The 12,222-nt window shown below is 64.2% G+C and carries 12 protein-coding genes and 1 pseudogene; 6 read left to right on the forward strand and 7 right to left on the reverse strand.

Features of this window, described 5'->3' with window-relative positions; genetic code table 11:
- The first annotated feature begins 12 nt into the window (after positions 1 to 12).
- From FZI91_RS03510 to FZI91_RS03530, 5 genes and pseudogenes are all read left to right on the forward strand, one after another.
- A pseudogene (locus FZI91_RS03510) lies at positions 13 to 1,565 on the forward strand (flotillin family protein).
- 29 nt (positions 1,566 to 1,594) lie between these two features.
- Positions 1,595 to 2,419: an LLM class F420-dependent oxidoreductase gene (locus FZI91_RS03515; RefSeq protein WP_155937206.1), complete on the forward strand. Its 825-nt coding sequence runs from the start codon at positions 1,595 to 1,597 to the stop codon at positions 2,417 to 2,419.
- Positions 2,420 to 2,439: 20 nt separating this feature from the next.
- Positions 2,440 to 3,435, forward strand: coding sequence for a dTDP-glucose 4,6-dehydratase (rfbB, locus tag FZI91_RS03520; protein WP_155937208.1), 996 nt, complete (start codon positions 2,440 to 2,442; stop codon positions 3,433 to 3,435).
- Between the two features lie 65 nt (positions 3,436 to 3,500).
- Positions 3,501 to 4,118 (forward strand): dTDP-4-dehydrorhamnose 3,5-epimerase family protein, encoded by a 618-nt coding sequence (locus tag FZI91_RS03525; RefSeq protein WP_155937210.1) that lies wholly within the window; start codon positions 3,501 to 3,503, stop codon positions 4,116 to 4,118.
- 46 nt (positions 4,119 to 4,164) lie between these two features.
- Positions 4,165 to 5,061, forward strand: coding sequence for a DUF4190 domain-containing protein (locus FZI91_RS03530; protein ID WP_155937212.1), 897 nt, complete (start codon positions 4,165 to 4,167; stop codon positions 5,059 to 5,061).
- Between the two features lie 13 nt (positions 5,062 to 5,074).
- On the opposite strand, the gene map is transcribed toward FZI91_RS03530, so the two are convergent.
- The 6 genes from map to FZI91_RS23890 form a co-directional block, all read right to left on the reverse strand.
- A complete protein-coding gene (gene map / locus FZI91_RS03535; RefSeq protein ID WP_162526226.1) occupies positions 5,075 to 5,869 on the reverse strand; it encodes a type I methionyl aminopeptidase in 795 nt (264 codons plus the stop codon).
- A gap of 6 nt (positions 5,870 to 5,875) precedes the next feature.
- Positions 5,876 to 6,421 (reverse strand): adenylate kinase, encoded by a 546-nt coding sequence (locus tag FZI91_RS03540; protein WP_309224142.1) that lies wholly within the window; start codon positions 6,419 to 6,421, stop codon positions 5,876 to 5,878.
- Positions 6,418 to 7,746: a preprotein translocase subunit SecY gene (gene secY, locus FZI91_RS03545; RefSeq protein ID WP_162526227.1), complete on the reverse strand. Its 1,329-nt coding sequence runs from the start codon at positions 7,744 to 7,746 to the stop codon at positions 6,418 to 6,420. Before secY ends, FZI91_RS03540 begins: the two co-directional genes overlap by 4 nt.
- Positions 7,747 to 7,875: 129 nt before the next feature.
- On the reverse strand, positions 7,876 to 9,150 hold the full coding sequence (locus tag FZI91_RS03550; protein ID WP_162526228.1) for a haloacid dehalogenase-like hydrolase: 1,275 nt from the start codon (positions 9,148 to 9,150) through the stop codon (positions 7,876 to 7,878).
- Positions 9,147 to 9,818, reverse strand: coding sequence for a hypothetical protein (locus FZI91_RS03555; RefSeq protein ID WP_239001814.1), 672 nt, complete (start codon positions 9,816 to 9,818; stop codon positions 9,147 to 9,149). Before FZI91_RS03555 ends, FZI91_RS03550 begins: the two co-directional genes overlap by 4 nt.
- 21 nt (positions 9,819 to 9,839) lie before the next feature.
- Complete coding sequence (locus FZI91_RS23890; RefSeq protein WP_239001808.1) at positions 9,840 to 9,983, reverse strand: hypothetical protein; 144 nt, start codon at positions 9,981 to 9,983, stop codon at positions 9,840 to 9,842.
- Positions 9,984 to 10,112: 129 nt separating this feature from the next.
- Between FZI91_RS23890 and FZI91_RS03560 the strand changes: the two genes are divergently transcribed.
- Positions 10,113 to 11,030, forward strand: a complete 918-nt coding sequence (locus tag FZI91_RS03560) for a class I SAM-dependent methyltransferase (protein WP_155937214.1) — start codon at positions 10,113 to 10,115, stop codon at positions 11,028 to 11,030.
- Here the strand turns inward: FZI91_RS03560 and FZI91_RS03565 are convergent.
- Positions 11,027 to 12,166 carry an AI-2E family transporter gene (locus tag FZI91_RS03565; RefSeq protein ID WP_162526229.1) on the reverse strand — a complete coding sequence of 380 codons (1,140 nt, stop codon included), beginning with the start codon at positions 12,164 to 12,166 and terminating at the stop codon, positions 11,027 to 11,029. The genes FZI91_RS03560 and FZI91_RS03565 overlap by 4 nt on opposite strands.
- Positions 12,167 to 12,222 lie beyond the last annotated feature (56 nt).

The following is a 12,222-nucleotide window of genomic DNA, read 5'->3' on the forward strand; positions in this document are numbered from 1 at the left end:
AGGAAACCCCGCATGAGTTCGCTTCTCATCATCGTCATCATCGCCATCGCGGCGCTGGTGATCTTCGTGGCGCTGCCGCTGGTCTATGTGCGCAACTACGTCAAGGTGCCGCCCAATGAGGTCGCGGTGTTCACCGGGCGCGGCCAGCCGAAGGTGGTGCGCGGCGGTGCCCGGTTCAAGATGCCCGGTATCGAACGGGTGGACATCATGTCGCTCGAACCCTTCAACGTGAACATCAATCTGCAAAACGCGTTGTCGAACAATGGCGTTCCGGTCAACGTCGAGGCCGTCGGCCTGGTACGAATTGGCTCCAACGACGAGGCCGTGCAGACCGCCGTCCAGCGCTTCCTGACCTCGGATCTGAGTGAGCTACAACGGCAGATCAACGAGATCCTCGCCGGTAGCTTGCGCGGCATCACCGCCACCATGACCGTGGAAGATCTGAACTCCAACCGCGACTCGCTGGCGCGCAGCGTGGTCGAGGAGGCCGGCGGTGACCTCTCCCGCATCGGTATGGAGGTCGACGTCCTCAAGATCGCCGGGATCTCGGACCGCAATGGATACCTGGAGTCACTCGGCCAGCGCCGTATCGCCGAGGTCCGCCGCGACGCGACGGTCGGCACTGCCGAAGCCGAGCGGGACGCACAGATCCGGTCCGCGCAGGCCCGGCAGGCCGGCTCCATCGCGCAGGCCGAGGCCGATACCGCCATCGCGACCGCGACCCAGAAACGCGACGTGGAACTGGCGCGGCTGCGCGCGCAAACCGAGGCGGAGAACGCGCAGGCCGACCAGGCCGGCCCGTTGGCCCAGGCACGCGCCGAGAAGGACGTGGGTATTGCCCGCGAGCAGGCAGAGGCCGCGCGTGTACAGGCCCGTACCGAGGTGGAGTTGCGCCGCACCGAGCAGGCGCAGGCCGCGCTGCAGGCAGACGTCATCGCCCCCGCCGAGGCACGTCGTCAGGCCGATATCGCTATCGCCGAGGGCAGCCGACAGTCCGCAATCCTGAAGGCGCAGGCCGATGCTGAAGCCGAACGTCAGAAGGGTTCCGCGGAGGCCGACGCGCGTAAGGCGGCCGCCGACGCATTCCGGGTGGAGCAGCAGGCGGCTGCCGATGGCGCCAAGGCCAAACTGATCGCCGAGGCCGACGGCTCCAAGGCGAAGCTCATCGCCGAGGCGGATGGCATCAAGGCCAAGCTGCTGGCGGAGGCCGACGGTAAGAAGGAGGTCGCCGCGGCGCTCAACGCCTACACACCGGAGGCTGCCCGCCTGTTGACGCTGCCGGACATCCTGGCCGCCGTCGTTCAGGCCACCGAGGCCGCCGCAAAACCGCTCGGTGAGATCGAAAGGCTGTCCATTATCGGCGGCTCCGGCGACGCCCAGGACGCATTGGGCACCCTCTTCGGGGTTAGCCCGCAGGCGGTGGCGAAAGTAGTTGAGAGTCTTAAGGTTTCGGGCATCGACCTCCCCGAGCTGCTGAACCGCACCCAATTGGGCAAGGAATAGCCCACCCCTGCCCCGGCACCGACGCCCCAAGCTGCCTAAGCGGGGGATGGACCGAGGAATAGCCGAACCCCCCGCGAAGTTGGGACGCGATATGAGCGAATCGAACCTCAGCAGATTTGGTGTGTGGAACGGCGGTCCGGTCACGCCGGAGCAGGCCAAGGCGATCGAGGATCTGGGCTACGGCTCGGTATGGATCGGCGGTGTGTTCACCTCCGATCTTGCGTACGTGGAACCGTTGCTCGAAGCAACCGAGAATCTCACGGTTGCCAGCGGCATCATCAACATCTGGACCTCCCCCGTCGATGAGGTGGCCGCTTCGTTCCATCGCATCGAGGCGGCCTATCCCGGACGGTTTCTGCTCGGCGTTGGCGCCGGGCATCCGGAGGCTTCGGCCGAGTACCGCAAGCCCTACGACGCCCTCATCGAGTACCTGGATGGGCTGGATGCCGCGGGTGTCCCCAAGGAGCGGCGAGCGCTCGCCGCCTTGGGGCCCAAGGTGCTGAAGCTATCCGCGGATCGCACCGCTGGCGCCCATCCCTACCTGACGACACCGGAACACACCCGCCAGGCCCGTGAGATCGTCGGTCCGGATGCGCTGCTCGTTCCCGAGCACAAGGTGGTGCTGAGCACAGACGCGGAGAGTGCGCGTGCGATCGGCCGGCGCACCGTCGACTTCTATCTTCAGTTGAGCAACTACGTAAACAGCTGGAAGAGAATCGGTTTCAGTGACGAGGACGTCACTTCACCGGGTAGTGACGCATTCATCGATGCTGTGGTGGCGCACGGCACCGCGGTGGAAATCGCCGCGCGATTAAACGAGCACATCGACGCCGGCGCCAGCCAGGTACTCATTCAGGTCTTGGGCGATAAGGGCTTGGTCGGCACATTGACGTCGGTGGCGGACGCGCTTCGATAGTCCCCCACTAGGGTTACAGCATGCGAATCTTGGTGACCGGCGGCGCCGGTTTCATCGGAGCCAATTTCGTACATGCAACCGTTCGTGAGCGCCCCGACGTCTCGGTGACGGTTCTCGATGCGCTTACCTATGCGGGTAGCCGTGAATCGTTGGTGCCGGTTACCAGCTCCGTGGACCTGGTCCAGGGCGATATCTGCGATGCCGAGTTGGTCGATCGACTGGTAGCGAACAGCGATGTGGTGGTGCACTTTGCTGCCGAAACACACAATGACAACTCCCTCGCCGATCCGTCACCATTCCTGCGCAGCAACATCATTGGCACCTACACACTGCTCGAGGCGGTGCGCCGCCATGACGTGCGCCTGCACCACATTTCCACCGACGAGGTGTTCGGCGACCTTCAGCTTGACGACCCGAACCGGTTCACCGAGGACACCCCGTACAACCCGTCGAGCCCATATTCGGCGACCAAGGCCTCGGCCGATCTGTTGGTGCGTGCGTGGATGAGGTCGTTCGGGGTGCGCGCGACGATCTCCAACTGCTCCAACAACTACGGGCCGTATCAGCACGTGGAAAAGTTCATTCCGCGACAGATCACCAACATCCTGACGGGTCGCCGTCCTCGCCTGTACGGGGCCGGCGCCAACGTCCGGGACTGGATCCACGTGGACGATCACAACAGCGCGGTCTGGCGCATCATCGACTCCGGCATCATCGGACGCACGTATCTCATTGGGGCTGATGGGGAACAAGACAACCTGTCGGTCCTCCGCACCCTCCTTGAGCTGATGGGCCGGGCTCCCGACGACTTCGATCACGTCACCGACCGCGCCGGTCATGACCTGCGCTACGCCATTGACCCGACGCCACTGCGCGATGAACTGGGTTGGCAACCGACACATCGCGACTTCACCAGCGGACTGACCGCCACCATCGCCTGGTATCGCGATAACGAGGAATGGTGGCGACCCATCAAGGACAGCGTGGAAGCTCAATACGCCGCGCGGGGGCAGTGATGAGCGCCCGCGCGAAGAACAGACAACAGTGATGAGCGCCCGCGCGAAGAACAGAGGGAACTGACATGCAGATTCGCGAGCTCGCGGTACCTGGCGCCTTCGAAATCACCCCGGTGCAGCACCGCGATGACCGTGGGGTCTTCCTCGAGTGGTTTAAGAGCCCCCTGCTCACCGAGGCCATCGGGCATTCCTTCGACCTGCAACAGGCCAATTGCTCGGTGTCGGCTGCCGGTTCGCTTCGTGGTATCCACTTCGCCGATGTGCCGCCAGGACAGGCCAAATACGTCACCTGCCTCACCGGTTCTGTGTACGACGTGGTGGTCGACATCCGTGTCGGTTCGCCGACCTTCGGGGCATGGGACGGTGTCCTGCTCGATCCCCATCACCGTCGCGCCGTGTACGTCCCGGAGGGTGTCGGCCACGGATTCCTCGCCCTCCAGAACGACTCCACAGTGGTCTACCTGTGCTCCTCCGGATATGCCCCCGGGCGGGAACACGGTGTCGATCCGTTGGATACGACTATCGGCATCGAGTGGCCGACCACCACCGCCGACGGCAGCACGCTCTCATTCCTCATTTCCGAGAAGGACAGCGCGGCACCGTCATTGGTTGAAGCGAGAGACTCGGGGCTGCTGCCGGTGGCCGCCGAGGTGCAGGCGTACCTCGATGGCCTGTCCGGCTGATCCGCAACGCCCCCCACACGTACCCCCTGTTTGCTAAAGTCCCTGCATGTCGTATCCGCCTGCCGGGCCGCCGCCTTCGGATCCCGGGTCACCGGAGTACCCTCCGTACCCAACTCCGGCGGGCCCCGGGTACCCACCGGTGGTGCCTCCGCAGGCGAGCGGATACCCGCCCGTCCCGCCTGGCACGGAGCCGTACCCGCCCTACCCCCAGGCCAATCCCCCAGGCACCGAGTCATACCCGCCGTATCCTCCGGCTAGCCCACCGGGGTACCCGCCCCCCGCGTATCCGTCGTCGCCCTACGGCTATCCCGCCGCGGGCGCGTATCCACCCATCCAAAGTGCACAGGGCACCAACGGGTTTGCCATTGCCGCACTCGTCCTGGGCATCATCCCGATCTGCGTTGGCATCCTCGCCATCATCTTCGGGGTCATCGGCTTGAACCAGACCAAGCAGAGGGGACAGAAGGGGCGCGGCATGGCAATTGCCGGCATCGTCCTGGGGTCGCTCTGGATCGCGGCGGCGGTGGTGGGTGCGGCCATCGGCGCAAGCCACTCACCCAAGCGCGACGATGCAGGGCAGGTCACCCGCTCGGGCGATATGGATGTCACGAAGTTGCGCGTTGGTGACTGCATCGCCGACATCGGCGACGAAAAGTTCTACACCACAACAAATGCTCTGCCGTGCTCACAGCCACACAAGGCCGAGGTCTACGCGTTGCTCCCACTGTCAGGCACGTCGGTTCCCGCGATGTCGGTCATGGAAGAAGCCGCCGAGGGATGCGGCGACGCCCTGGAGCGCTACTCCCCCAGCACATATGCGGAGGACGGCATCGACGTGACCTACCTGTACCCGACCAGCCGGTCCTGGAAACAGGGTGATCACTCGATTACGTGCATCGCCGGCTTCCCCACCGCCCGCTCGGAATCCATCAAGGGCAAGTAGGCATTTCGTTCGCCTACGGGCGCAATGTCAGGATGCGGGGGCCGTCCTCGGTGACGGCCACCGTGTGCTCCCAGTGCGCGGCCCGGGATCCGTCGGTGGTGACCACCGTCCAGTCGTCGGCGAGGATCCGGGTCTGGGTGGTGCCGAGTGTCAGCATCGGTTCGATGGCGAGCACCGACCCCACCGCGAGGAGCGGCCCCTTGCCGGGGGCTCCTTCGTTGGGCAGGAACGGGTCCAAATGCATCGATCGACCGATGCCGTGGCCGCCGTAACCGTCCACGATTCCGAAAGCACGGTCAAACCGTTTCTCGGCGGCGCGGGTGCCCTGCTCGATCGCATGGGACACGTCGGTGAGCCGGTTCCCCGGGATCATCGCCGCGATACCGGCCTCCATCGACAAGCGCGTCGCCTCGGACAATGCCTCATCGACAGGAATGACGGCGCCGACGGCGAAGGTCCATGCGGAATCCCCGTGCCAACCGTCCAGGATTGCCCCGCAGTCGATGGAGACCAGGTCACCCTCGGTCAAGATGGCTGTCGCCGAAGGTATTCCGTGGACCACTTGGTCATTGACCGAGGAACAGATGGATCCCGGGAAGCCGTGGTAGCCCAGGAATGACGGCACCGCGCCGGCATTCCGGATCACCGATTCGGCTACCTGATCCAATTCGAGCGTCGAAACACCGGTCTTGGCGGCGTCACGCACGGCGACCAACGCCGCACCCACGATGGCGCCCGCGGCGGCCATCGCATCGAGCTCGCCGGCGGTGCGCTGCTCCACCGTCTTCTTGCGGCCGAACAGCCCCACTAAGACCTACCGGCCCAGAGCCTGTGAGGTCCGCGCGAAGACCTCATCGACCGTGCCGACGGCGTCGATGGTCTGCAGCACGTCCTGGTAGTACTCCAGTAGCGGTGCGGTTTCGTCGCGGTACACGTTGAGGCGGTTGCGGATGATGTCCTCGGTGTCGTCGGCGCGGCCACGTCCCAGCAGCCGCTGCACGAGCTCCTCGACCGGCACCTTGAATTCCAGGACGGCGTCGATCTTGACGCCTCGGGCCTCTTCCATCGCGGCCAGCGCATCGGCCTGGTCCACGGTGCGCGGGAACCCGTCGAGAATAAACCCCGTATCCGCGTCGGCCTCGTCCAAGCGCGCCTCGACCATTTTGTTGGTGACCTCGCTAGGCACCAGGTCCCCGGCGTCCAGGTATTGCTTGGCCTGGATCCCCAGCTCGGTGCCCTCGCTGATGTTCGACCGGAACAGGTCGCCCGTGGAGATCTGCGGAATGCCGAACTTCTCCGAAATCAGTTGCGCCTGCGTACCTTTGCCTGCACCTGGCGGGCCGAGTAACACCACTCTCACTTCAGGAACCCTTCGTAGTTACGCTGCATCAACTGGCTTTCGATCTGCTTCACGGTGTCGAGGCCGACGCCGATCATGATCAGGACCGCGGTGCCACCGAACGGCAGGTTTTGCATACCGCCCGAGTTCCCGATCTGCAGGAACAGGTTCGGCAGGATCGCAATGATGCCCAGGTAGATCGATCCAGGCCACGTGATGCGGTTGAGCACATAGCGCAGGTAGTCGGCGGTCGCACGTCCGGGACGGATACCGGGAATGAAGCCACCGAACTTGTTCATCTCGTCGGCGCGCTCATCGGGGTTGAAGGTGATGGACACGTAGAAGAACGTGAAGAACACGATAAGCGTGAAGTAGATCAGGACATACCAGTAGTTGCTGGGGTCAGTCAGGTAGGTGCTGACGAATCGGTCCCACCAGCCGGTCTTGTCCTGACTGCCGCTGCGCACCAGCTGGGTGATGAGCCCCGGGATGTAGAGCAGCGACGAGGCGAAGATAACCGGGATAACGCCGGCCTGGTTGACCTTCAACGGCAGATAGGTCGAGGTGCCGCCGTACATGCGCCGGCCCACCATGCGCTTGGCGTACTGAACGGGAATGCGGCGCTGGCCCTGCTCGACGAACACCACGCCGACCACGATGAGAAGTGCCGCCACGCATACCGCGGCGAAGGTGACGCCTCCGCGGCTGTCGAGAATGGTCTTACCTTCGGCCGGGATCCGTGCCGCGATGCCGGCGAAGATCAGCAGCGACATGCCGTTGCCGATACCGCGTTCGGTGACCATCTCGCCGAGCCACATCACCAGGGTGGATCCGGCGGTCATAACCAGAACCATCACCGCGAGCGAGAAGATCGACTGATCCGGAACGATCTCGCTTCTGCGGTCACAGCCTTGCATGAGAGTGCCGCTGGCACCGAGGGCGACGATCGACGTGGACTGCAGCAGCGCCAGCGCAACCGACAGGTAACGCGTGTACTGCGTCATCTTGGCCTGGCCGGACTGGCCTTCCTTACGGAGCTGCTCGAACCGGGGAATGACCACGGTGAGCAGCTGGACGATGATGCTGGCCGTGATGTACGGCATGACGCCCACCGCGAACACCGACAGCTGCAGCAGCGCGCCACCCGAGAACAGGTTGATCAGCGAATAGATCTGCGCCGAGTCGCCACTGCTGACTTGCTCGACGCAGTATTTCACTGCGGAGTAGTTCACCCCGGGAGAGGGCAGGGTCGCACCGAGCCGGTACAGGACCACAATCCCGATGGTGAAGAGGATCTTCCGCCTCAGGTCAACTGTCCTGAGAGCAGAGACAAAAGCGGAAAGCACACATCCTCCTGCGCATCCTGCAGCTCGCCATGTGATCTGCTAGATGAATCAGCTGGTGATCCCAGCGTTGGGTAACCGTTTCGGCAGCCATCAGGGCACGCCCGGGCCGGGTACGAGACTAACAGTTCGCTACATACCCATGGAGAAGACGGTGTCCTTCTGGTCGGGGACGACGGTGTCATCGGACCGAAGTAGGGGTCCCGTGCTGCCGTCTGGGTTGGTGCGGCCGTCTGTCGCGCAGAGGTACGGATCCATTTCCTGTGGATAGGGGTCGATGAACATGGGGTTGATCAGCCATTTGCCGTCGGCGTCGTCATAGGCGCGGCACATGAGTTCGGTCTTGTTGCGATTGATGACGAGGTGCGCCGCGGTGGCGTCCTCGACGAAAGTGACGTCGGTGGTTGAGTCCCCAGCGGCGAGAATCTGGCGCTTGTTCACATCGAATGGGTCGAAGGCGGCGGGTCCGTGCACGCCGAAGACCACCTGGTTCGCCCAGCACCGCTTGCCATCCACGTAGGTGATGACGGTGTCGACGCCATCGGCTTGCCCACCGCAGCCCTTGACGTGCGGGGTCTGGCGTCCGTTGGCGTCATAGACGCTCCGCACGCCGATCACCTGGCTCGGCGGGATACCGATTTCCGGCGACCACACCTTGGCGATCACCTCCGAGGACGCCGAGATCACCCAGGTGCTCACGCCGTGCGCCTGCAGCGTGGCGATGAGGTCCTTGATCTGTGGGTAGATCCGCACATAGCCCGGCACGGTGGTGCTGCCGACGGTCTGTGTGGCACCGACGGGTGCGTCGAGGTTCTCTCGTTTGGCCGCCAGCGCGAATTCGGTGACCTCGCCAGCGGTGTAGCCGGTGGTCAACGCGACGGTCCACACGTAGGCGCCATTGCTCCAGCGCTCGTTGTATCCCGTGAATGCTTCCTGTTCCCCCGAACCAGCACCGTGCGTCTTTCCTTCTCTTATCGCCAGGATCTCGTCGGTGCAGGCGACGTTGGTGGATGTCGGCAGCGGTTGACCGGCAGGAACTGCCGTGCCGCATGCCGCACGTAGCGCGGTCGCCGCGGCCTCGGTGATGAATCGGCTGGTGTCGTGCCAGTCGCGGGGTTGGCGGATCTTGTCGTGTCGCAGCATCCACGCCAGGGTGGCATCGGAGATGTCGTTCTTGACCTCGGTGTTGTCCCAGTCGAAGAGCGCGACCGCTTTGGTGGGGCGCTGCCAGGTCCCGGTGCAGGTGCTGTTGGCGTCGATAGCGACCTGAAGCCGTTCCCTGACGTCGCCGTACCAGGGCAGTACCGGATCCAGCTGGCGACATCCAGGGGCCGCTTGCGCGACGGGGGGTACCGGCGCTAATGCCAACGACAGTACGACGACGGCTAGCCATCCGAATGCCCTCACTTGCCGAAATTACCACCGCGCGTCCGCGATTCGGGGCCCATCATCGAGCGTTCACCGGCAGTTTCGGCTCGTTGAAGCCGAATCTCCGCGGCCCGCGCCCAGATGCGTTCACGCAGCATTTGGCTTTCGGTGGGATGCGGAGCGTCCAAGACGTCCGCCCGCGCCTGCTTAGCGATGGAAACCTCGCGTCGGTAGTGGCGGAAGATCTGTATCTCGCCGTCAGTGGCCGAAAGATATTCGTAGTCGGTGTCCCATGGCTCCGTGATGCGCAGCAGTTCAGCGTAAGTAGCCCACTGCCGCAAAGTCTGAGGGCTGCCCGCTAACACCAGTAACCCACCGAGACGTTCGGCGGTCTCCCAGCCCACGGGTTTCGGCGTATAGGGGTAGTCCCGTTGCCCATTGGGCATTTCCCGCCATTCCTGGAATTCAGCGGACCATTTATCGAGTCCGTGGGTGCGCAAGCGCACGGTGCCGTCGGGTTTGGTGGGCAGCCGGCGACGCAGCGCCGTGGCCGCCTGCCGGGTGAGCACGGTCAGGTGCGAGGGCAACAGCACAATCGGCTCGGACGACTCGGCGTCGAACGGGTTGGAATCCAGATGCGGGCGATCGATCAGCATCAGCGTGCCGGGCTGCCGCTGATAGGCAAGGCCCCACAGCAGCCGCGCCAGTGTCTTTGCGCCGGCTTCATCCTAGATCACATGCCACGTGTCGTGAAACCAGTTGGTGGAGAACAGCACATCCGCATCGGCTCGCAGCGTGATGACGGTATAGCGCCGTCCGTCGAGTGTCATGGAATGCCGATGCAGCTTCATCACGCTGCCCGTCGCGTCCACCTTCGTGTCCTCCCCTCACGCCGATCAATTGAATTCTCGCAGGCCACAGCGACGCACGTGCGCAATTGCCAACTGCGGCGCACTATGGTTCGGGACACCCCGACCCATGACACCCATGAAGGAGCCTCGATGGCGCGGACCGATGACGACACCTGGGACCTGGCTTCGAGCGTGGGGGCGACGGCGACGATGGTGGCCGCGCAGCGCGCGCTGGCCAGCCACGTGCCCAATGCGCTGATCAACGATCCCTACGCCGAGCCGCTGGTGCGCGCCGTCGGCATCGAGTACTTCACCAAGCTGGCCTCGGGGGATTTCGATCCCGAACAGATGGCGGGGCTGGTACAGCTCGGCATCACCGCCGACGGCATGGCCAACGGAATGGCAAGTCGCACCTGGTACTACGACACCGCCTTCGAATCCTCGGCCGCCGCGGGAGTGCGCCAAGCCGTCATCCTCGCATCCGGACTGGATACCCGCGCCTATCGACTGAACTGGCCGGCGGGCACCACGGTGTACGAGCTCGACCAGCCGGAGGTGATCACGTTCAAGACCGACACGCTGGCCGAGCTGGGCGCCGCACCGAGCGCCGACCGTCGGACTGTCGCGATCGATCTGCGCGATGACTGGCCAACTGCGTTGCAGGCAGCCGGATTCGACCCCAAGCAGCCGACGGTGTGGTCGGCAGAGGGTCTGCTGATCTACCTGCCGCCGGAAGCCCAGGATCGGCTGTTCGCGTCGATCACCGAGCTCAGCGCGCCCGGTAGCCGCCTGGTGTGCGAGCAGGTCCCGGGCCTGGAAACCGCCGATTTCTCCAAGGCGCGCGAGCTGACCCGTCAATTCGCCGGGGACACACTGGACCTGGACTTGGAGTCACTGGTGTACACCGGCGAGCGCCAGATGGCCGCGGACTGGTTTGCCGAACACGGCTGGACGGTGGTGACCGAGGAGAATGAGGCGCTGTACGCCCGGCTGGGTCTGGAACCGCCGAACCCGTTGCTGCGCACCATATTCCCCAACATCGTCTACGTCGACGCCACCCTGGGCTAGCCGGCCGCGCGCGAACGGCCTCGCTTCCACCAGGGGCGACTCGACACCTCGGGCTCGCCCGTATCCGCGTCCCCGAACGGAACCCCTTTGTAGACAGCGAGATACACGTCGATCGTGGTCACGATGACAATCATCAGCACCGGACCCAACACGATTCCCCAGAATCCGAAGGCCGCGATCCCCGAGAAAACCGCCAGCAGCATCAGCGCGGGGTCCAGCCGGGCGCCGCGCGGAACAAGAATGGGGCGCAGCACATTGTCGATATTGGATACCACCAGGATGTGCCACGCGATCACAAACAGCCCGCCGACGGGATGACCAAAGACGATCATGCCGATGCCGAAAGGAATCGTCACGATGCCGCCCCCGAGCGGGATGATCGATAGCGCGGTCAACAGTATCGCGAAGAAGAAGAATCCCTGCCGGAAGCCGGCGATGTACACCGATGCTGCGCCCGCGACTCCCTGTGCCATCGCAATCACGAACTGCCCCTTGACCGTTCCGCGCACCATCGCCCCGATCTTGTCGAGGTATAGGTCGGTGATCTCCGCCCCCAGCGGATTGAGCTGCCGCACCAGCGTGAGCACCTTGTCCTGCTTGACCAAGAGGGAGACGAACACGTACAGGAAGATGATGGAGGCCGCCACGGCCGAGGCGACGCTGCCGACGGCACTCTGCAACACCTGAAGCAACCCCTGACCGACGTTCTCCGCCAAGGAAGCGATGGACTGCCTCAGCGTGTCCGGGGTCAGCTGGACATGTACGAACGGAACTCGTGCCAGGACGTCGTTGACCACCTCAAACGCTCGCTGCCCAAGCGTGGTCATATCGGTGTCCCCCACCCACTTGGAGACACTCTCGATCATGCGGGTGATCTGAATGGTCGCAACAAAACCCAGCGCACTTACCGGAATCACCACCATACCGAGAGCGCCGAGCAGCGTCAGGGCTGCCGAGACGCCGGTACCGAACCGCTGGCCCAGACGCCGGTAGAGCGGCGTGAACAAGTACGCGGCCACCGCCGCGACGACGATCAGGATGAAATAGCCGCGCAGAAAGTAGGCGCCGAACAAAATGCCCACTGCAGTGAGCACGGCGAGCACGCGTTTCTGAAATACCGTCAGCTCGGTGTTCACCGATGCCCCTTCCGCCGGCGAATGCACTCGACACGTTAGTCCGTGTCGGCCTGTGC

Origin of the sequence: Mycobacteroides sp. CBMA 271 (assembly GCF_009729205.1) — a bacterium.
Taxonomy (GTDB): Bacteria; Actinomycetota; Actinomycetes; order Mycobacteriales; family Mycobacteriaceae; genus Mycobacterium.

Bases quoted from the DNA above. Each gene is read 5' to 3' on its own strand.
- rfbB (WP_155937208.1), top strand. From the start codon at position 2,440: ATGCGAATCTTGGTGACCGGCGGCGCCGGTTTCATCGGAGCCAATTTC.
- FZI91_RS03560 (WP_155937214.1), top strand. From the start codon at position 10,113: ATGGCGCGGACCGATGACGACACCTGGGACCTGGCTTCGAGCGTGGGG.
- FZI91_RS03515 (WP_155937206.1), top strand. From the start codon at position 1,595: ATGAGCGAATCGAACCTCAGCAGATTTGGTGTGTGGAACGGCGGTCCG.
- FZI91_RS03530 (WP_155937212.1), top strand. From the start codon at position 4,165: ATGTCGTATCCGCCTGCCGGGCCGCCGCCTTCGGATCCCGGGTCACCG.
- FZI91_RS03525 (WP_155937210.1), top strand. From the start codon at position 3,501: ATGCAGATTCGCGAGCTCGCGGTACCTGGCGCCTTCGAAATCACCCCG.